The 19,405-nt window shown below is 56.6% G+C and carries 16 protein-coding genes; 3 read left to right on the top strand and 13 right to left on the bottom strand.

From position 1 onward, the window contains the following. Positions 1-128: 128 nt before the first annotated feature. The 5 genes from NI21_RS0107320 to NI21_RS0107300 all read right to left on the bottom strand — a co-directional run bounded on the left by NI21_RS0107320 (position 129) and on the right by NI21_RS0107300 (position 5,641). A complete protein-coding gene (locus tag NI21_RS0107320) occupies positions 129-2,117 on the bottom strand; it encodes a 2-isopropylmalate synthase (RefSeq protein WP_033125567.1) in 1,989 nt (662 codons plus the stop codon). Positions 2,118-2,240: 123 nt separating this feature from the next. Next, entirely contained in the window at positions 2,241-3,491 is a 1,251-nt protein-coding gene (locus NI21_RS0107315; RefSeq protein ID WP_033125566.1) for a serine hydrolase, read from the bottom strand. Positions 3,492-3,618: 127 nt separating this feature from the next. After that, positions 3,619-4,188 carry an SMC-Scp complex subunit ScpB gene (scpB, locus tag NI21_RS0107310; RefSeq protein WP_033125565.1) on the bottom strand — a complete coding sequence of 190 codons (570 nt, stop codon included), beginning with the start codon at positions 4,186-4,188 and terminating at the stop codon, positions 3,619-3,621. A 1-nt stretch (position 4,189) separates the two neighbouring features. Continuing rightward, entirely contained in the window at positions 4,190-4,990 is an 801-nt protein-coding gene (locus tag NI21_RS0107305) for a ScpA family protein (protein WP_207742258.1), read from the bottom strand. A gap of 66 nt (positions 4,991-5,056) precedes the next feature. Then, on the bottom strand, positions 5,057-5,641 hold the full coding sequence (locus tag NI21_RS0107300) for a TetR/AcrR family transcriptional regulator (RefSeq protein WP_033125564.1): 585 nt from the start codon (positions 5,639-5,641) through the stop codon (positions 5,057-5,059). Positions 5,642-5,806: 165 nt separating this feature from the next. On the opposite strand from NI21_RS0107300, the gene NI21_RS0107295 reads away from it, so the two are divergent. Continuing rightward, positions 5,807-6,685, top strand: coding sequence for a DegV family protein (locus NI21_RS0107295; protein WP_033125563.1), 879 nt, complete (start codon positions 5,807-5,809; stop codon positions 6,683-6,685). Between the two features lie 2 nt (positions 6,686-6,687). On the opposite strand, the gene NI21_RS0107290 is transcribed toward NI21_RS0107295, so the two are convergent. Together NI21_RS0107290 and NI21_RS0107285 are read right to left on the bottom strand one after the other, a co-directional pair. Then, complete coding sequence (locus NI21_RS0107290; protein ID WP_033125562.1) at positions 6,688-7,557, bottom strand: metallophosphoesterase; 870 nt, start codon at positions 7,555-7,557, stop codon at positions 6,688-6,690. 123 nt (positions 7,558-7,680) lie between these two features. Next, positions 7,681-8,892: a D-alanyl-D-alanine carboxypeptidase family protein gene (locus tag NI21_RS0107285; RefSeq protein ID WP_033125561.1), complete on the bottom strand. Its 1,212-nt coding sequence runs from the start codon at positions 8,890-8,892 to the stop codon at positions 7,681-7,683. Positions 8,893-9,106: 214 nt separating this feature from the next. Here NI21_RS0107285 and NI21_RS0107280 point away from each other — a divergent pair, with 214 nt between their 5' ends. Next, complete coding sequence (locus tag NI21_RS0107280) at positions 9,107-10,261, top strand: DUF4317 domain-containing protein (RefSeq protein ID WP_033125560.1); 1,155 nt, start codon at positions 9,107-9,109, stop codon at positions 10,259-10,261. Between the two features lie 31 nt (positions 10,262-10,292). On the opposite strand, the gene NI21_RS0107275 is transcribed toward NI21_RS0107280, so the two are convergent. After that, positions 10,293-10,835: a prolyl-tRNA synthetase associated domain-containing protein gene (locus NI21_RS0107275; protein WP_033125559.1), complete on the bottom strand. Its 543-nt coding sequence runs from the start codon at positions 10,833-10,835 to the stop codon at positions 10,293-10,295. 140 nt (positions 10,836-10,975) lie between these two features. On the opposite strand from NI21_RS0107275, the gene NI21_RS0107270 reads away from it, so the two are divergent. Then, positions 10,976-11,560 (top strand): nucleoside triphosphate pyrophosphatase, encoded by a 585-nt coding sequence (locus NI21_RS0107270; protein ID WP_033125558.1) that lies wholly within the window; start codon positions 10,976-10,978, stop codon positions 11,558-11,560. Positions 11,561-11,639: 79 nt separating this feature from the next. On the opposite strand, the gene rpsU is transcribed toward NI21_RS0107270, so the two are convergent. From rpsU to NI21_RS0107245, 5 genes are all read right to left on the bottom strand, one after another. After that, positions 11,640-11,816: a 30S ribosomal protein S21 gene (gene rpsU / locus NI21_RS0107265; protein ID WP_004222305.1), complete on the bottom strand. Its 177-nt coding sequence runs from the start codon at positions 11,814-11,816 to the stop codon at positions 11,640-11,642. A gap of 121 nt (positions 11,817-11,937) precedes the next feature. Beyond that, positions 11,938-14,574, bottom strand: a complete 2,637-nt coding sequence (gene alaS, locus NI21_RS0107260) for an alanine--tRNA ligase (RefSeq protein ID WP_033125557.1) — start codon at positions 14,572-14,574, stop codon at positions 11,938-11,940. Positions 14,575-14,692: 118 nt separating this feature from the next. Further along, a complete protein-coding gene (locus NI21_RS0107255) occupies positions 14,693-16,207 on the bottom strand; it encodes a 4Fe-4S dicluster domain-containing protein (RefSeq protein ID WP_033125556.1) in 1,515 nt (504 codons plus the stop codon). A 131-nt stretch (positions 16,208-16,338) separates the two neighbouring features. Next, the gene (locus NI21_RS0107250) at positions 16,339-18,729 is read right to left on the bottom strand and encodes a homocysteine S-methyltransferase family protein (RefSeq protein WP_033125555.1); all 2,391 of its coding nucleotides are present in this window, start codon (positions 18,727-18,729) and stop codon (positions 16,339-16,341) included. Next, entirely contained in the window at positions 18,726-19,379 is a 654-nt protein-coding gene (locus NI21_RS0107245; RefSeq protein ID WP_033125554.1) for a vitamin B12 dependent-methionine synthase activation domain-containing protein, read from the bottom strand. Before NI21_RS0107245 ends, NI21_RS0107250 begins: the two co-directional genes overlap by 4 nt. Positions 19,380-19,405 lie beyond the last annotated feature (26 nt).

Here is a 19,405-nt window from a genome sequence, read left to right as displayed (position 1 = left end):
TCTTGATAAAAACCGGAAGGATCATTGAAATGTTGATAACTACAATAGAAAAGCCCCGGGGTAAACCGGGGACTTTGTCTACAGTCTGAAACGGCTGCGTGTAGGCAGCCGTTTTCTTCTGTCTCGTCTTATTTCTGGTTCCGGAACTGTACCGGTGTCATATTGTACGCTTTCTTGAAGAGCCTGTTAAAGTGCTCCACATTCTGATAGCCCACGGACAGGGCGATATTTTCCACGGTCATGTTGCTGCTCTTTAAGAGCGCTCTGGCCTTCTTCATGCGGATCTTTTTCACAAGGTCTCCGAAGGTCATCCCTGATTTCTCCCGGATATACTTGGAAAGGTAGGGCTTGGAGAGATAGAATTTCTCTGCCAGGTCATCCAGCGTCACGTCAATGTAGTTGGCCTGTATGTAGTTCATGATCTCGATCATGCGGGCGTCCTTCACCGGGTCAGCGGTGCTGAGCTCCTCGATCTTGTTCACAGCCACGATGAGGGCCTCGATGGAGGCGCGGATGATGTCCGCGTCGATGCCAACGCCCCAGAACGTCTTCTCGTGGGAGATGATGCCCACGTAGGCCACCGCCTTGGAGGAAGATCCTCTGGTGAGGGAGTGCTCCTCGTAGTAGCGCAGCTCGTAGCTGATGTTGAAGTACTGCTTGATGGCGTTGCTGACTGCGTCCAGACGTCCGTTTCCGGAGGCGGTCACCACCTGCTCGTCATTGCCGTGGTGGATGGTGGCGTCGGCGATGATGCCGTCCGCCTGGCGGAAATGGCACTCGTCAATGGAGAACACTGTCTTCGCATTCACGTAGTTGTCCGTAAAGATCTGGTATACCCACTCCGGTGTCAGCTCCTTGTGCGCCTTGTCGGAGACACCCTTCACAAGGTATCCCACTTCCTCACGCATCTTCTCCGGAAGGTTGATGCCGTGGCTCTGCTTCAGGATATAGTTCACGCCGCCCTTTCCGGACTGGCTGTTGATGCGGATAACGTCTGAGTCGTAGCGTCTTCCCACATCCTGGGGATCGATGGGCAGATAGGGAACAGTCCACTTGTCGCACTTCTTCTCCTCTCTCCAGGCCATGCCCTTGGCGATGGCATCCTGGTGGGAGCCGGAGAAGGCGGTGAAGACCAGCTCGCCCGCATAGGGCTGGCGCACATCCACAGTCATCCTTGTGAGCCGCTCGTAGGTCTCCTTGATCTCCTCCATGTTGGAGAAGTCCAGCTTCGGGTCCACACCGTGGGAGAACATGTTCATGCCCAGGGTGATGATATCCACGTTTCCTGTCCGCTCACCGTTTCCGAACAGGGTTCCCTCGATCCTGTCAGCGCCGGCCAGTATTCCAAGCTCCGCTGTGGCCACGCCGCAGCCCCTGTCGTTGTGGGGATGGAGGGAGAGAACCACATTGTCTCTGTAGGCCAGATGCTTGTGCACATACTCAAGCTGGGATGCAAAGACGTGGGGCATGGCGTTCTCCACAGTCGTGGGAATGTTGATGATGGCCTTGTTGTCCGCCTGGGGCTTCCACACGTCCAGGACTGCGTTGCACACCTCCACGGCATAGTCTACCTCTGTCCCTGAGAAGCTCTCCGGGCTGTACTCAAAGGTGAAGTTTCCCTCTGTCTCGTCCGCCAGCTTCTTCAGCAGCTTTGCACCGTCCACAGCAATTTTCTTAATCTGCTCTTTATCCTTTTTGAACACCTGCTCTCTCTGAGCCACAGAAGTGGAATTGTACAGGTGGATGACAGCGTGGGGCGCACCCTTCACAGCCTCAAAGGTCCTCTTGATGATATGCTCTCTGGCCTGGGTCAGCACCTGGACTGTCACGTCGTCTGGGATCATGTTCTTCTCGATCAGGGCTCGCATAAAGTTGTACTCTGTCTCAGAGGCAGCCGGGAAGCCCACCTCGATCTCCTTGAAGCCCACCTTTACGAGCAGCTCAAAGAACTCCAGCTTCTCCTCCAGACTCATAGGCTCGATCAGGGCCTGGTTGCCGTCCCGCAAGTCCACACTGCACCAGATGGGAGGCTGGTCTATGTATTCTTTCTTCACCCAGTCGTAGGTGACTTCCGGCGGCATGAAATACTGCCGCTCATACTTCTCAAAATTCTTCATGTCTCATCTCTTCCTTTCAGCAATACAAAAAGCAGAATATTTATCAACTTTATTGTTCTTTTTTAATACCCGTCTATCCTATCATACATATGCCCAAAAGAAAAGTGGTAAATTTAATCATTTTTATTGATTTATCTTATTCTTCCCCGCAAAATAGCGGGCGCAGACCTGGCTGAAACACCAGAGGGCGCTTCGCTCCGGCACCTTTGCAGCCGCCGTTACCTTCTGCTCTGCCACCGGAAAATCCCCGACGCAGTAGCGGATACTCCCCACCTCCTGCCCCTCTGTCACCGGGGCAGTCAGCTTCTCCGGCAGGTCGATGCTGGCAGTCACCGTCTCGTTTTCCGCCAGAAGGAATTCCTTTTGGATGGGCTCTGACGCAAGGAGAGCCAGAGCCTCCCCCTCCAGAGTGCCGGAGGGCGGCGAGCCGCCGGAAACAGGAAGGGCTGGCAGGGGCCGGTCCAGAGTGACCGTCTCATATTGGTAGTGGTCAATCCCGTACTGCATCAGTTTCTTTGTGTCCTCCCACTTGTACCCCTTGTTGCCCGGCCACCCGCAGGCCAGCAGGGCTACGATAAAGGTGCGTCCCCCGTTTTCCAGAGCTCCCACATAGCAGTATCCGGCGTCCGCTGTAAATCCGGTCTTTCCCGTGAGAGCCCCCTCCATCATGGTGAGAAAGGCGTTGTGGTTTTGCAGGGAGAAGCTCCTCTGACCGGACAGGTCTGTGAAGGTGTAGCTGTCCTTCCCCGTGATGTCGAGAAAGGCCGTCCTCTTTGGGGACTGGGTGATACAGTACTTAAGGATCCGGGCCAGGTCGGCCGCTGTGGTGGAGTGGATCCCGGTCCCATCGGAGGCGTCCAGGCCGTTGGGAGTGATGAAATAGGTGTCCCGGCAGCCGATCTCCTCCGCCTTCCGGTTCATCATCCCGGCAAATTTCTCCACACTCCCGGCTGTGTTCTCCGCGATCACTACAGCGCTGTCATTGTGGGACTCCAGCATCAGGGAGCAGAGAAGATCCTCCAGGCGGTAGGTCTCCCCCTCCCGGACGCCCAGCCGGACCTCCGGCTGGGAGGCAGCCTCCTCCGACACAGAGCACTCCATCTCCAGGTCCGCCGTCTCCAGCGCCAGGATGCACGTCATAATCTTGGTAGTGCTGGCCATGGGACGGGCTGTGTCCGCGTCTTTTCCAAATAAAACACGCCCGCTGTCAGCGTCCATCAGGACCGCTGACCGGGCGTAGAGCTGGGCCAGCTCCTCCGGCGTCTCCCCCTCCCCGGCACCGGCAGCCATCCCCCGCATGGAAGGACAGAACGCCAGCCAGATAAAGAGGAGGACAGGCGCCAGGAGAATACCGGCCCTCTTTATCCTTCTCATTCCATACCATTTTCTATATAACCGACCTTTTTCCGGTCTTCTCATACACATCACGACCCGAAGCATCCGCGCAGTTAACTTATATGTATGCCCCGTGACCGAAAAATATGTCTTGCGCCCGAACAGGCTATACGTCCAGCTTCAGCTGGGCCTCCTCCTCGGCCTCGTGTTTGAAATTCTCGATCTGCTCCGGGTTGATCCCCGGCAGCTCGTCCAGGGAGTGGATGCTGAAGCGCCGCAGGAACTCCTCCGTTGTCCCGAACAGGATGGGCTTTCCAGGCGCGTCCAGCCGTCCCACCTCGCACACGAGATCATACTCCACCAGTTTGTTCACCGCGTGGTCTGACTTGACTCCCCGGATCTTTTCGATCTCCAGCTTTGTGACAGGCTGGCGATAGGCGATGATGGAGAGCGTCTCCAGCTGCACGTCCGTGAGCACGTACCTGCGGGGCTGCTTTGCCACCTTGATGAGATACTCGTACATCTGGGGCTTTGTGCACATCTGGAAGGAGTCCTCCAGCTCAATGATGTGGATTCCCCTGTCGTCCGTCTCGTATTTATCCATCATGTTGTGGATCACCTTGCGGGTCGTCTCCTCGTCATGGCCGATGGCCGCCGCGATCTTGGAGAGCTCCACGGAGTCCCCCATAGTAAAAAGAATGGCTTCTATGATACCCTCTAGTCTGCTTATCTCCACTTTATACTTCCCCTTCTTCTCTTTGCTCTTCTTGCGCTGTCCGCTCCCCGCCGCATATCATGGAGGTGATAAGGATATCGTCAAAGGGCTGCTCCTGCAGAACCCTGATCTTGCCTGTCTTCATCAGCTCCAGCACGGCCAGGAAGGTGACTACAAGCTGTACCCTGGATCCCTGCCTTGACAGGAGCTGCCGGAAGCTGAAGGCGGGGTGGGTTCCGGCGTACTCCTCCACATAGTCCAGCTTCTCCGGCAGGGAGACCTCCTCCTTCTCGATCTTTCCAAAGCGGCTGCGGATGGGATCGATCTTCTCCGTCTGCCTGCGCATCATCTCCCGGAAAATGCTGTTCAGCCTGGACAGGGTCAGCCCGTCCAGCAGTTTGTCCAGATCCACAGGCTCCACGTAGTCCTGCACCTCCTCCGGTATGTCCGGCTCCCGGTACAGGGATCTTTCGCCCTCCACCTGCCGGTCCCGGAGCTCGTAGGACATGTACTTGTACATCTTGTACTGGAGAAGCTGCTCCACCAGCTCCTGCCGGGGGTCTTCCTCCTCCCCCTCCTCGTTCACTTCCTTGGGAAGCAGCATCCGGCACTTGATGTCCAGCAGTGTGGCCGCCATGAGGAGGAACTCGCTCATCACGTTCAGGTCCTCCCTCTCCATGGCGTGGATATATTCCATGTACTGATTTGTGATCTCCACGATAGGAATGTCGTAGATATCTATTTTATTTTTGTCGATGAGGTGCAGAAGAAGGTCCAGAGGGCCTTCAAACACCTGCAGCTTTACCTCTAATCCCACAGACATCCTCCGCTCTTTCCTGACTTAACCATACTATTATATCTGACCTTTGCTCTTTTCTCAACAGTTTTTCTAAAGCTGTATGAGCACTCGGGACCGTAGAATGCCCATGAGAAGCTCCTTGGCCTCTTTTTGCTGCCTTTCCACCGGAATGCGCTCTGCGTGTCCCTCGTTGATGAAGCCGATGATCCCGTAGCAGAGAAAACCGGCGATCCTCTTCGGCGAGTACTTAAGCCGGCTTTGCCTCTCCATCCTCTTTGTGTGCTTCTCCACCGTCTCCAGGACGATGCTGTAGAAGGCGAACGCAAGGTAGGGATTTTTGTCCGGCGCCGTGTAATGGAAAAAGTCAAAATGGCTGTAGTACAGCTCCATAATGGCATCCAGGATGTTGCAGTAGCTGAGCACCTCGTCCCTTCCCGGATTGTTCTTTCGCTGTTTCCTCTCATAGTCCTCCGTGCCCAGGACCACCATATCCTGAAAGATCTCGTCCACCAGGGCGTACTTGTCGCTGTAGTGAGAGTAGAAGGTGATCCTGCTGATCTGCGCCCTGGCACACAGCTCCGTGATGGAGATCTGCTCAAAGGGCTGCTCCGGAAGCATGGAGATGAGGGTGCTCTTCAGATTTCTCTTTGTCTTCGTAATGCGTCTGTCTTCCATTACATTTCCCCCGATCTGTATAAATAACTGACAAAAACGGATGGTCTGTCATTGAGTTTTATTTTTTGTTCTGCTATAATATTTTAACATCTGTTAAAATATCGGTCAATGTGTAAGATATTTTGAGTTTTTAAGTCATATCATGGAACTGTAAAGGAGAATACTATGTCAGACATTGCTATTATGACGGACAGCAACTGCGGGATCATGCCGGGGTGCGAGCCTTATTCCGACATCCATATCATTCCCATGCCTGTCCTGATCGATGGTGAGACCTTTTACGAGGGGAAGAGCATCACTGCCGACGCGTTCTACCGGAAGCTGGCCTCTGACGCCGCTGTCAGCACATCCCTCCCCTCCCCCGGAGATGTGATGGACATGTGGGCCTCCCTCCTGCGGGATTACCGGGAGGTCGTGTATATCCCCATGTCCAGCGGACTTTCCACCTCCTGCGCCAGCGCTCTGGCTCTGGCCTCTGAGGGTGACTTTGAGGGCCGCGTCCATGTGGTGGACAACCACCGGATCTCTGTCACCCAAACCCAGTCCGTGCTGGACGCCTACTTCCTCGCCAGGGAGGGAAGGACGGGACGACAGATCAAGGAGCAGCTTGAAAGCGAGGCGCTGGATGCCAGCATCTACATTGCGGTGGACACCCTGAAATACCTGAAAAGAGGAGGGCGCATCACTCCTGCCGCAGCCGCGGTGGGCACGGTGCTGAACCTGAAGCCTGTCCTCACCATCCAGGGGGACAAACTGGATGCCTTCGCCAAGGTCCGGGGCATGAAGGCCGCCTTCCGGACTATGTGCAGGGCGGTAAGAAAGGATATAGACACGCGCTTCTCCCATCTGAGGGACGAGGGCGTCCTGAAGCTTGGCATGGCCGAGACGGACATGGACGAAGAAGAGTTTCTCTCCTGGAAGGAAAAGTATCAGGAATGTTTTCCGGATATGGAGATCGTCCACTATCCTCTCACCATGAGCATCGGCTGCCACACCGGGGCGGGGGCTCTTGGAGTGGGCGTCTTCCGGGTGCACCGGCCTTAGGCCTATTTACCTGTAAAGGAAAGGCTGACGAGCTCAGCCATATTGTAGAGACGGACATTGACTGTGTGGGTTCCCAGCCCCCGGCTGACCACACAGCTTCGCCCGTCTCTTCTTTTGTACATATCTCCTGAATATCTGGGGAAAAGCTGCATCTGAGGCGTGATGACTCCCCCCGCAAGGGGCAGCCGGACGACGCCTCCGTGGAGATGCCCGGACAGGACAAGATCCGCACCCCAGTCCCAGTAGGCGTCCATGCAGGCCGGGTTGTGAGCCAGGAGGATGTGGTACTCCTCTCCCTCCGGCTCCCCGATCCTCCTTTTTATCTCCTCTGTCTGCAGCTTTTCCCTCCCGAAATGACTGTAGCAGGAAAGGGGGATCTCCAGGCCTGTCAGCGCAGCCTGGAAGCTCCCCTTCTGAAACAGACAGGTCTCGTTTTCCAGCAGGTGTACGCCTGCCCCCATCAGGGCGTCCCGGTATCTCTCATACCGGTCTTGGTACTGTCTTCTGTTCTCCTTCATCTTCTGCTCATGGTTTCCGTTGGCGGCATAGACGGGGGCCACAGCCGCAAGCCTCCTCATGAGAGCGGCTGCCGTCCTGTCAGTCTCCGGCTGTGTCCGGGTCAGCATGTCGCCGCCCACCAGGATACAGTCCGGCTCCTCCCTCTCGACCTGCTCCAGGAGCCTGCGGTTCTCCCTTCCGTACTCCTTTCCGTGAAGATCTGAGAGAAAGACCATCCGGATCTTGCTCCCTCTCTCCATTCCCGGTATCTCTTCCCTGTAGCGTCTCACCCGGAAGGTGGACAATTCCCTTGCCATCTCCCCGGCGCACACCAGGGCAGACGCGCCAAGCAGCGCAAGCGGCTTCTTCCACATTTCGCGTTCCTCCCTTATCTGTCTGCCGCCTTCTGGGCAGTTCTGGTAATGATTATATAATCTGTTTCCCTGTTTTGCAACTTTCTTTCGCGTCTGCTCTTCCAGTTAATGCCTGCTTTCCGGCTAGGCCGGGAAGAACAGCTCCAGGGTCTGCTCCAGGGAGCTTTGGTAGGTGGCCTTCGGGACATCCTCCACCGCCACAATGTCCACCCTGCCGATCTCGGCGCCGTCCAGTGTGTAGACCACGCTTCCCGCCTTATCCCCCGCTTTGACAGGGGCTGTCAGCTTCTCCTGGGGCTGATACTCCCGCTCAATGGCTGTCAGGTCCGCCCCTTCCGTGTCCACATACTGGAAAGGCTCCTTCTGGCTGACAGCCGCCAGTCTCTTCTGGCCTCCCTGGACCCTCACAGGCTCCAGGCTCTGGATGCCCTCATCCACATATTTGACACACTTTCCAAAGCCATAGTCCAGAAGAGTCACCGCGTCCCTGAACCGGTCTTTTGAGGTCTCCGCCCCCATGACCACCGCGATCATCTCCATCTGGTTCTTTTCGGCCGTGGCGGACACGCAGAAGCCGGCGTCGTCTGTGGAGCCGGTCTTCAGGCCTGTGGCGTAGGCGTACTGGCGGATCAGCTTGTTGGTGTTGGCCAGGGTGAAAGTGCTGCTCCCCTTTGCCGTGGTGTGGGTGATGTCCTCCATCCAGATGCAGGCGTAATCCCGGATCTGGGGATATGTAAGGATCAGCTCCCTGGACATGGTCCCTATGTCCCTGGCGGTAGTCAAATGCCCCTCCGCATCCAGGCCGTTACAGTTGACAAAGCTGGTGTTCTCCATGCCAAGTCCGGCAGCCCTCTCGTTCATGTGCTTCACAAACTCCTCCTCGCTCCCCCAGATATGCTCTGCCATGGCTACACATGCGTCGTTTGCGCTTGCTACGGCGATACACTTGATCAGGGTGTCCACCGTCTGCACCTCCCCCGGCTCCAGGAAGACCTGAGAGCCTCCCATGGAGGCGGCATACTCGGACACGGTCACTTGGTCTTCCAGGGCAATCTTCCCTTCCGCCAGAGCGTCAAAGATGAGAAGCAGGGTCATGATCTTCGTCACGCTGGCAGGGGGCCGTCTCTCATCCGCGTTTTTCTCGTAGACGGACTTTCCTGTGGACGCCTCCATCAGAAAAGCAGAGGGTGAACCCACCTGGGGACCTGCCCCCGCTTCCTCCTGCCCGCTTTCCTCCTGCCCAGTCTCTTCCTGGCCGGCCTGGGGCGCCGCTCTGAGCAGGGCCGGCTGCAGGAGCAGCGCCCCGCACAGGAGGGCCGTCAAAAATCGTTTCATATGCCCATCTCTCCTTGCATACATCGTCTGTTACTAATATATTTTGCTCTTTTTGCACTTATTCTTTTTTTCTCCGCCCGCGGGCCGCCAGGACGGGCCGGATGGTTGTCAAGCCTGCTCCCCTGTGTTAAAATGAGTGTTCCGGAATTCGTCTCCCCCGGGAGAGGCTCCGGCTGACTTTTTAGAAAAAATATAGTAAGAAAAGGGGTATCTCATGAATAAAAAAGAAGTTCTGGAAATCCGAAAGCAGTTCTCTTTGCAGAACTGCGCCATCACCCGCATCTGCGGCTGCTATGTGGACGGAGACAAGGAAAAGAAACTGGAATTCAAGGAGGCCTTCCTCTCTCTCCCCGAGGAGGAGGAATACAAGTATTTTGATCTGTTCAAGCGGACTCTGTCCGGCACTGTCGGGAAAAACCTCCTCAATATGAGCTTTCCTCTGGAGGAGGAGCAAAAGGGCGGAGCCCAGGAGTTCCTGATGCAGCTCAAGGACAGCAGGCTCACAGACGACATGCTGGTGTCCGAGTTTTACGATAAGGTGATCGAGAACTATGACTTTGGGGAGCACTATCTCATTCTCCTCATCCACGCCGCCTACGACGTGCCCGGCAAGGCCTCCGACGGGATGGAGATGTACGACGCCTCCGATACAGTCTACGACTACATACTGTGCAGCATCTGTCCTGTGTCCCTCTCCAAGGCGGGCCTTTGCTACAACGCGGAGCACAACAGCATCGAGGACAGGATCCGGGACTGGATCGTAAATGATCCGGTAAACGGTTTTCTCTTCCCCGCCTTCAACGACCGGGCCAGCGACGTCCACGGCCTGCTCTATTACTCCAAGAAGCCCGAGGAGCTGCAGGAGGTCTTCCTCACCCAGGTTCTGGGCTGCAGCCAGGTCTTGAGCGCCGGCACCCAGAAGGAGTCCTTCCAGGCCATGATCGCGGACACCCTGGGCGAGGACTGTGCCTACAGTGTGATCCGCAATATTCACGAGAACCTGAACACCCTGATCGAGGAGAACAAGGAGGAGCCGGAGCCCCTGGAGCTTGGCAAGCCGGAGGTCAGACGTCTCTTCTCCCTGAGCGGGGTGCCGGAGGAGAACCTGGAGAACTTTGACCGGGAGTTCGATGAAACTGTGGGCGCAAAGGCCTCCCTTCTGGCCTCCAACATTGCCAGCACAAAGAAATTCAACATCAAGACTCCGGACATTGTGATCAACGTCAATCCGGACCGGACAGACCTGGTGGACGTACGGATCGTGGACGGGCGGAAATGCCTTGTGATCCCTGTGGATGACCAGGTGGAGGTCAACGGCATTGAAGTCCGAATGGATCCGGAGACAGGGGTTTCGGAGCCGTCCGTATAGGACGGCCCCTCCGTCTGCAAAGTCACAGACTCTACAGCTCCACGATCCTGGGTCTGTGGTGGGTGTAGGGCAGGAACTTTTTCAGAAGATCCTGGGTCTTAAATTTCAGATGGGTGGTGTTGATGCCTGTGTTGCAGACAAACCACTCCGCCTGGGCCACCTCCTTGTCGATGATGAGCTGCACGTAGTCGTCCTCATCGTTCAGAAGCCCCACAACGCTGGCAGAGCCAGGTGTACAGCCTATGTGCTTCACCATCAACTCCGGCGGCGCAAAGGACATGTGGGACACGCCCAGCTTTTTGCTGAAGGAGGCGGTGTCAAAGGGCTTGTCGTCGGGCATGAGAAGCAGGAAGAAGGATGTCTTCTTCTGGTTGCAGAGAAAGACATCCTTTCTCACAGGCGCCTGCAGCACCTCGCCGATCTCGGCGCACTCCTCCATGGACGCGGCCGGGTCGTTGTCCACCCTCTCGTAGGGGATCCCCAGCTTTTTGAAGACCCTGTACACCTCCTGCTCAAGCGGGACTCTCTTCTCCACATCGTCCGGAGGGGTGTTTGTGATTTCGCTGATATACATAGGTTTTCCTCCATTTCATTTTGTCTTACAGGAGCTATTATAGTGCACCGGCCCCCTCTTTCGCAAGACGCACAGATGGCTTTTTGGCGGGCCGGCTGTGAAAACCATCAAAAAATATGATTGAAAGGTTGTGATCTGTCATGAAATATATACTTGCCTCCGCTTCCCCCAGAAGGAGGGAGCTTCTCTCCCAGGCAGGATTTTCCTTTGAGGTGTGTCCCTCTGACGCGGAAGAAAAGAGCGGCGGCTCCTCCCCCGCCGAGATCGTGGAGGATCTGGCGGCTCTGAAGGCCAGGGATATCTTCGAAAAATGCCAGGCTTCCCAGACAGAGGACTTTACCGTCATCGGAGCGGACACTGTCGTCGCCTACAACGGCGAGATCCTGGGAAAGCCCGCCGATGAGGAGGAGGCGCTGGATATGCTCTCCATGCTGGCGGACCGGACCCATCAGGTCTACACGGGCGTGTGCCTCATCGCAGTGAAGGGAAAAAAGAAATACATGCGCACCTTCCACGAGTGCACCCTTGTCACCTTCTATCCCGTGACAAGAGGGGAGCTTCTCTCCTACATACGGACCGGCGATCCTTTGGACAAGGCCGGAGCCTACGGGATTCAGGGGCCCTTTGCCGTGCATGTAAAGGAAATCCGGGGAGACTACAACAACGTGGTCGGACTTCCCATCGCGAGGCTGTACCACGAGCTGAGAGAGCTGGAAGCTCTGTAAGGAAGTATCGAATGTAAGAGGGCACAGAAAAAGATGAAAAAAGATGACACGCATCCGCGTGTCATCTTTGCTTTGCACATTAGTTATATTTACGTTTTCTAGCAGCTTCGGATTTCTTTTTGCGTCTTACGCTTGGTTTCTCGTAATGCTCTCTTTTCCGAATTTCCTGCTGAATACCAGCCTTTGCGCAGCTTCTTTTAAATCTGCGTAAAGCGCTGTCCAACGTCTCGTTTTCTTTAACGATTACATTTGACATAGTCTCACACCTAACCTCCCCTCCAGCCCTATATTGTGCATCATACGACTGTTCGGGTATATTTATTGCACTACATTAGATTATAGCACATTTTTCCGGCACGTCAATAATTTTTTGCGTTTTAAAGCTGGTTTTCCAGTACTTCTTTTGCTTTTTCCAGGGCTTCGTCAATGCCGGCCGGGTTCTTTCCGCCTGCCTGCGCCATGTTCGGGCGTCCGCCTCCGCCTCCGCCGACGCAGCCGGCGATGGCCTTGATCAGGTTGCCGGCGTGGGCTCCTGCCTTGATGGCTCCCTCCGTGGCTGTGGCCATGAGGCTGACCTTTCCTCCTGCGTCTGACGCCAGGACGATGACGCCCTCTCCCAGCTTCTCCTTGAGCTGGTCTCCCAGATCCCGCAGTCCGTTCATGTCAGCACCAGGCGCCTTGGCCGCCAGGAATTTAACGCCCTTCACCTCTGTCACCTGGTCTGTCACATCTCCCATGGACTCTTTGGCCAGCTTACTCTTCAGGCTCTCCACCTCGCTGTGAAGCTCCTTGTTCTCGGAGATCATGTGGGACAGCCGTTCTTCCAGCTTGTCCGGCGTGGTCTTCAAAAGCTTCGCGGATCTCTCCAGCTTCTCCTCCAGCTCGTCGTAGTACCTGAGAAGACCCTTGGATGTGAGGGCCTCGATCCTGCGCACGCCAGCGGCCACGCCTGTCTCAGAGATGATCTTGAAGGCTGTGATGACGCCTGTGTTGTCCACATGGGTTCCGCCGCAGAACTCCTTGGAGAAATCACCCATGCTCACCACGCGGACGATGTCGCCATACTTCTCTCCAAAGAGAGCGGCTGCTCCGGTCTTTTTCGCCTCCTCGATAGGCATGTTCTCCGCCTTCACAGGCAGACAGTTCATGATCTGCTCGTTGACGATCTCCTCCACCTTTTTCAGCTCTTCCTTTGTCAAGGCTGAGAAGTGGGTAAAGTCAAAGCGGAGCCTGTACTCGTTGACAGAGGATCCGGCCTGCTCCACATGGGTTCCCAGCACCTGGCGCAGCGCCTGCTGGAGAAGATGGGTGGCGCTGTGGTTCCTTGCGGAGAGGGCCCGCTTCTCCTCGTTGACCTCCAGGGTAGCCTTGTCTCCCACCTTCAGCATACCGCTCACCACATGGCCCACATGGCCGATCTTTCCGCCCAGGAGCTTGATCGTGTCCTCCACCTGGAACAGTCCGTCCTCTGTGCGGATCACGCCGTTGTCCGCCTCCTGGCCACCGCTTGTAGCGTAAAACGGAGTCTCTTTTACAAATACGGTGCCCTTCTGTCCGTCAGAGAGGGCGTCCACCACCTCGTCCTCTGTCGTCAGGACAGTGATCTCAGAGTCGTATGTCAGGTGGTCATAGCCTACAAATGTGCTGGTCACGGCAGGGTCGATGGACTCGTACACAGTCACATCGGCTCCCATGTAGTTTGTCTCGCCGAAGGTGCCCTTAGCCCGCTCCTTCTGGGCCTTTGCAGCCTTCTCAAAGCCCTCCTCATCGATGGAAAAGCCTTTCTCCTCCAGGATCTCCCTTGTCAGATCCACAGGGAAGCCGTAAGTGTCATAGAGGCGGAAGGCCTCCTCGCCGGAGAGGACTTTACTTCCCTCCTTCTCCATCTGGGACTCCAGCCCCTCCAGGATGGAGAGTCCCTGGTCTATGGTCTTGTTAAACTGCTCTTCCTCCTTGGTGATCACCTTGAAGATGAAATCCTTCTTCTCCTCCAGCTCCGGATAGCCGTCCTTGGACCCATCGATGACCGTCTGGGCCAGCTCTACAAGGAACTCTCCCTTGATGCCCAGGAGACGTCCGTGACGGCAGGCGCGGCGGAGAAGCCGGCGCAGCACATAGCCTCTTCCGCTGTTGGAGGGCATGATGCCGTCGGAGATCATGAAGGTGACAGAGCGGATGTGGTCCGTGATGACGCGGATGGACACGTCCGTGGCATAATCCTTCTCGTACTCCTTGCCGGCAAGGCGGCATACGTGCTCTCTGAGAGCCCGGATCGTGTCGATGTCAAACATGGAGTCCACGTCCTGCACGATACAGGCCAGACGCTCCAGACCCATGCCTGTGTCAATGTTCTTCTGTTCCAGCTCTGTATAGTTCCCGTGCCCGTCATTGTCAAACTGGGTAAACACGTTGTTCCAGATCTCCATATACCGGTCACAGTCACAGCCTACCGTGCAGTCCGGCTTTCCGCAGCCGTACTTCTCGCCCCGGTCATAGTAGACCTCTGAGCAGGGGCCGCAGGGACCGCTTCCGTGCTCCCAGAAGTTGTCCTCCTTGCCAAAACGGAAGATTCTCTCCTCCGGAATACCGATCTGCTTGTTCCAGATCTCCCACGCCTCGTCGTCGTCCACGTAGACGGAAGGGTACAGGCGATCCGGGTCAAGGCCCACCACCTCTGTCAGGAACTCCCATGTCCAGGCGATGGCCTCCTTCTTGAAGTAGTCTCCAAAGGAGAAGTTGCCCAGCATCTCGAAGAAGGTGCCGTGGCGTGCTGTCTTTCCCACATTCTCAATGTCCCCGGTGCGGATGCACTTCTGGCAGGTAGTCACTCTCGTCCTCGGAGGGATCTCCTGGCCTGTGAAGTAGGGCTTCAGAGGAGCCATACCGGAATTGATCAGAAGAAGGCTTTTATCATTGTGGGGCACGAGCGAAAAACTCTTCATCGCCAGGTGTCCCTTGCTCTCAAAAAATGTCAGGAACATTTTTCTTAATTCATTTACACCGTATTTTTGCATAGTTTCCTCCTAAATTTTCAAACTAATATCTAATTATAAAGAGAACCCCGGCGTTTGTCAACGCCGGGGCTTTTCACCTGTTAGCTTTACCTTTCAACCTCACCGCTTACAGGTCTGCCTACTTCAGCTCGATCTCTTCCAGCTCCTTCGGAGGTACCTGCTTTGAGGATGCCTTTACGAAATCCTGGATCTTCTTCTGGGCCTTCGCAACGGGGATATTGGTGCCGGCGCCGGCCACGCAGCCGCCGGGACAGCCCATACCCTCAATGAGACAGCCGTTCATCCTGCCCGCCTTGGCCAGGGTCAGGATCTTCTTGCAGTCGGCCAGCCCCTCCGCGTGCTCGATGTTCACCTGCACATCCGGATAGTAGGTGTTGATACATTTCTTGATGGCGTCCGCCACGCCGCCAGCCACCGCATAGCCGCGGCCTGCGCCTGTGGCGTTGTGGAAGGAGGACTCGGCGGAGTACTCAGCCAGGTCAATGTCCTTTGCGTCAAACATAGCCTGGAGCTCCTCAAAGGTCACCACGAAATCCACATCGCTGCGGACGCTTCTTCTCATGGCCTCCAGCTTCTTGGCCGCGCAGGGTCCGATAAAGACCACCTTGGCGTCCGGATGCTCCTTCTTGATGGTCCTCGCAGTAGCCACCATAGGCGTCAGCTCCTGGGATACCTCGTCAATGAGATCCGGGAAGAATTTCTTCGCCAGCATAGCCCAGGAGGGGCAGCAGGAGGTGAGCAGGAAGGGAAGCTCCCCTGTAGTCACCTTCTCCACATAGTGATGAGCCTCGGCAATGGCGCCGATGTCCGCTCCCAGAGCCACCTCGTACACCTCTTTAAAGCCCAGCTCCATGAGAGCCGCTTTCAGGTTCCTCGGCGTGATGTTGTCGCCGAACTGTCCGTAGAAGGCCGGGGCGATCTCCGCAATGATATAGTCCCCCTCGGTCAGGGCTCTGGCCAGCTGGAAGATCTGGGACTTGTCTGAGATGGCTCCGAATGGGCAGTTCACCATGCACATACCGCAGGAAACACATTTGTCATTGTCAATGTAGGCCCGTCCCATCTTGTCAGAAACGATAGCTCCCACGCCGCAGGCCTTCTGGCAGGGCCGCTCCTTCTTGGCAATGGCGTCATAGGGACAGACGGACTTGCACTTGCCGCACTTGATACATTTGGACTGATCGATAAAGGATTTGCCGTTCACAAAGGAGATGGCTCCTTTGGGGCAGACCTCCATACAGGGATGTGCCAGACAGCCCTTGCACATGTTGCTGACCTCGTATCCCTTCTCCTCACAGGCCTCGCAGGCGGACGGGATCACCTGCATAAGAGGCGGCTCATAGTATTTGTCGGAAATATTGCTGGCCTCCACACCTGCGGTCAGGTGAACCGGCTTGTTCTCCGGGCGCAGGGCCAGACCCATGGCCAGCCGCAGCCTCTCGCGGACGATAGCCCTGGCTCTGTACACACTCTCCCTGTATTTGATCTTCGTGTCCTCGTTTACCATTTTGTATGGAATGGCTTCCATATCGTCGTTTAACGTCTCCGGGTTGGATTTAAACCCAAGCCTTGCGACCTCCTCGAATACCTTGCGGCGCAGTCTCCGCACCGTCGTATCCAATCCTCTCATCATAAAGCGGTCTCCTCCTGTATTAGAACTTTTGCCCCCTCGTCAAAAGGGCCTTTCATCATTACAACTATAGCCGGCTGTTAATTTTCTGTCAAGAACACTGCGTGTACAAAATCAGGAACATGGAGCAAGCCCTACTTTTCAAACAGGCTCTGGGCGTAATACACAGACTGCATGGCGTCCTTCCCGTAGAAGTCGGCTCCGATCATGTCCGCATACTCCTGGTTCAGCACAGCGCCGCCCACCATCACCCGGCAGTCCGGCTTCTCCTTTCTAAGCTGCCGGATGGTTTCCTCCATACTGCCCACAGTGGTGGTCATGAGAGCAGAGAGACCAACCAGCCGGACATCCTCGTCAAGAGCCTTTTGCACGATGTCCTCCGGGGGAACATCCTTGCCCATGTCGATCACGTCAAAGCTGTAGTTTTCCAGGAGCACCTTCACGATGTTTTTCCCGATGTCGTGGATATCTCCCTTGACTGTGGCAAGAATGATCTTCTCCTTCTTTTCCGCGGCTGCTCCGCTCTCCTCCAGCTTGTCTCTGAGCACGGCAAAGGCGTTTTTGGCCGCGTCGGCGCTCATGAGAAGCTGGGGCAGAAAGACGGTTCCCTTCTCAAATCCCTTTCCCACCTGATCCAGGGCCGGGATTAGCTCACTGTCGATAATGGCAAGGGGAGCCTGCTCCTTCACCAGCTCCTTTGTGATGGCAGAGGCATCCTCCTTCAATCCCTTCTCTATGGCCTCCTTCAGGGTGAGGGCGGGCTGTCCCCCCGTCGGGGCAGAAATCTCCGGACCGGCGCTGCCGTACTCCCTGATGTAGTCCTCGCAGTTGCTGTCAAAGCCCATCAGCGCGCAGTAGGCGTAGTAGGACTTCATCATCTCAGGGGAGGAGGGATTGATGATGCCCGCCGTGAGGCCGCTCTGCATGGCCATGGTGTAGAAGTTGGCGTTGATGACCGCCCGCCCCGGCAGGCCAAAGGAGATGTTGGACACGCCGAGGACAGTCCGGACGCCGTATCTCTCCCGCACAAGGCGGAGAGCCTCCAGTGTCGTCCTGGCCCCCTCCGGGTCGGAGCTGATGGTCATAGCCAGCACGTCGATGACGATATCCTTGGGCTCGATCCCGTACCTGGCCGCCTCTTTGATGATTTTTCCGGCGATCCTGGCACGCCCCTCGGCGTCCGAGGGGATACCCGCCTCGTCCAGAGTCAGGCCTACCACTACGCCCCCGTACTTTTTCACAAGGGGGAATACCTGGGCCATGGACTCCTGCTTTCCGTTGACAGAGTTGATCATGGGCTTCCCGTTGTACATCCGCATGGCGGCTTCCATAGCCTCCGGATCCACCGTGTCGATCTGCAGGGGCAGGCTGGTAATGCTCTGCAGCTCTCCCACCACATCCCGCATCATGGCTGTCTCGTCAATGTCCGGAAGGCCCACGTTCACATCCAGGATGTGGGCGCCTCTCTCCTGCTGGGTAACCGCCTCCTTCAGGATGTACTCCATGTCGTGATCCTTCAGCGCCTGCCGGAACTTTTTCTTTCCTGTAGGATTGATGCGCTCTCCGATGATCACCGGCTTATCCCCCAGGATCACCGCCTGCCCGTAGGAGGATACGATGGTCTCCTTCTTCCTGACCGGAGCCTTCGCCTCCATCCCCCGGCACAGCCGGGTCATCTGCCGAATGTGATCCGGGGTGGTGCCGCAGCATCCGCCCACCACGCAGGCCCCCATCTCCACGATCCTCTGCATGGAGGCGGCAAATTCTTCCGGCTCCACGTCATACACCGTGTGTCCGTCCCGCTGCACCGGCAGGCCCGCGTTGGGCTTCACGATCACCGGCAGGGAGGTGTATCTCATGACGTCCTCCAGAATGGGGAGCATCTGCTCCGGTCCCAGGCCGCAGTTGATGCCAAGGGCGTCCACCCGGAGCCCCTCCAGCATGGAGACAGCGGCAGCCACATCCCCGCCCGTCAGCAGCTTGCCCTTCTCGTCAAAGATCATGGTGACAAAGACCGGCAGGGAGGTGTGCTCCTTGGCCCCCAGCACCGCCGCCTTCATCTCGTACATGTCGCTCATGGTCTCAATATGGATCAGGTCCGCCCCGGCGGCCTCCCCGTACCCGGCGGCCTCCCCGAAGGCGGACAGGGCCGTCTCAAAGTCCAGGTCTCCCAGCGGTTTCAGGAGCTTTCCTGTTGGTCCTATGTCCATGGCCACGTAGACCTTCCTGTCGTCATGGACTCCCAGATAGGCGCCCTCCCTGGCGCTCACCACAGCGGCTGTGATGATGTCCTCCAGATCGTACTCACTGCTGTGGAATTTGAGGGCGTTGGCCCCGAATGTGTTGGTGAGGACAATGTCGCTCCCGGCCTCAAAGTACTGTCTGTGGATATCCACGATCTCCTCTGTGTGCTCCAGGTTCCAGACCTCCGGCAGTTCCCCGGGGCGCAGTCCCTTCTCCTGGAGAAGGGTTCCCATGCCGCCGTCAAAAAACAGCAGCTCTTTTCCTAATCTGTCCAGTATCATCCTTCGTTCCTCCGATATATGCAATCTCTCTTTCCGCAGGCCTCACAGCCCTTCCTGTGGCAGGGCTCCCTCACTGTGGAAACCCCGATCACCGCGGTGACAGATTTCACCGGGGTGAGCATGGAGCTGTCTGTCATGGAAAGGCCAATCCTCTTTGGCGCATCCAGCATGGCCAGGATCTGTCCCTGGTGCCGGATGGAAAAATCTCCGTAGCCGGGGCTGAACCTGGGCCGCAGATACTTGCCCTCCCTCTCCAGCTCGCGGCCGATCTTCTCCTGCTCCTCATCCAGATATTCCTCCAGCATGGCAGCCGCACAGGCCTGTGTCACCACGGCTCCGGCCATGTCTGTCAGGGACTGGCGGCGCATAAGGAGATCCACGCCGGCTCCCAGGGTGGCTCCCAGGACTACTGTCTGACAGCAGCCCTTCATATTTTTCCAGAGACTCCTGCTCTCCACCTCCATGCCGCCTATGTCCAGGCGTCCCTCCCCGGCGGTTTTCAGGTCAAAGAGCCTCCAGACGATCCTGGGGGAGGCCGCCTGCTCCAGCTTGTCAAAGGAGCCTGCTATCAGGTCCAGAGTGGCCTGGTCCGCCTCCTTTCGTCCAAATCCCAGGTAGCGGATCGCCTCTTTTGTCCTCGTGTCTGTCATCCCGATTTCTGTGTCCTTTCTTGTCC

Origin of the sequence: Eubacterium sp. ER2 (assembly GCF_000765215.1) — a bacterium.
Lineage (GTDB): Bacteria > Bacillota > Clostridia > Lachnospirales > Lachnospiraceae > Claveliimonas > Claveliimonas intestinigallinarum.
This window is presented reverse-complemented; position numbering and strand designations above follow the sequence as displayed.

What these genes read in the sequence shown, in the direction of transcription:
- NI21_RS0107320 (WP_033125567.1), bottom strand. Translation starts at nt 2,117, where the DNA reads ATGAAGAATTTTGAGAAGTATGAGCGGCAGTATTTCATGCCGCCGGAA.
- NI21_RS0107315 (WP_033125566.1), bottom strand. Translation starts at nt 3,491, where the DNA reads ATGAGAAGGATAAAGAGGGCCGGTATTCTCCTGGCGCCTGTCCTCCTC.
- NI21_RS0107305 (WP_207742258.1), bottom strand. Translation starts at nt 4,990, where the DNA reads ATGTCTGTGGGATTAGAGGTAAAGCTGCAGGTGTTTGAAGGCCCTCTG.
- NI21_RS0107300 (WP_033125564.1), bottom strand. Translation starts at nt 5,641, where the DNA reads ATGGAAGACAGACGCATTACGAAGACAAAGAGAAATCTGAAGAGCACC.
- NI21_RS0107295 (WP_033125563.1), top strand. Translation starts at nt 5,807, where the DNA reads ATGTCAGACATTGCTATTATGACGGACAGCAACTGCGGGATCATGCCG.
- NI21_RS0107290 (WP_033125562.1), bottom strand. Translation starts at nt 7,557, where the DNA reads ATGTGGAAGAAGCCGCTTGCGCTGCTTGGCGCGTCTGCCCTGGTGTGC.
- NI21_RS0107285 (WP_033125561.1), bottom strand. Translation starts at nt 8,892, where the DNA reads ATGAAACGATTTTTGACGGCCCTCCTGTGCGGGGCGCTGCTCCTGCAG.
- NI21_RS0107280 (WP_033125560.1), top strand. Translation starts at nt 9,107, where the DNA reads ATGAATAAAAAAGAAGTTCTGGAAATCCGAAAGCAGTTCTCTTTGCAG.
- NI21_RS0107275 (WP_033125559.1), bottom strand. Translation starts at nt 10,835, where the DNA reads ATGTATATCAGCGAAATCACAAACACCCCTCCGGACGATGTGGAGAAG.
- NI21_RS0107270 (WP_033125558.1), top strand. Translation starts at nt 10,976, where the DNA reads ATGAAATATATACTTGCCTCCGCTTCCCCCAGAAGGAGGGAGCTTCTC.
- rpsU (WP_004222305.1), bottom strand. Translation starts at nt 11,816, where the DNA reads ATGTCAAATGTAATCGTTAAAGAAAACGAGACGTTGGACAGCGCTTTA.
- alaS (WP_033125557.1), bottom strand. Translation starts at nt 14,574, where the DNA reads ATGCAAAAATACGGTGTAAATGAATTAAGAAAAATGTTCCTGACATTT.
- NI21_RS0107255 (WP_033125556.1), bottom strand. Translation starts at nt 16,207, where the DNA reads ATGATGAGAGGATTGGATACGACGGTGCGGAGACTGCGCCGCAAGGTA.
- NI21_RS0107250 (WP_033125555.1), bottom strand. Translation starts at nt 18,729, where the DNA reads ATGATACTGGACAGATTAGGAAAAGAGCTGCTGTTTTTTGACGGCGGC.
- NI21_RS0107245 (WP_033125554.1), bottom strand. Translation starts at nt 19,379, where the DNA reads ATGACAGACACGAGGACAAAAGAGGCGATCCGCTACCTGGGATTTGGA.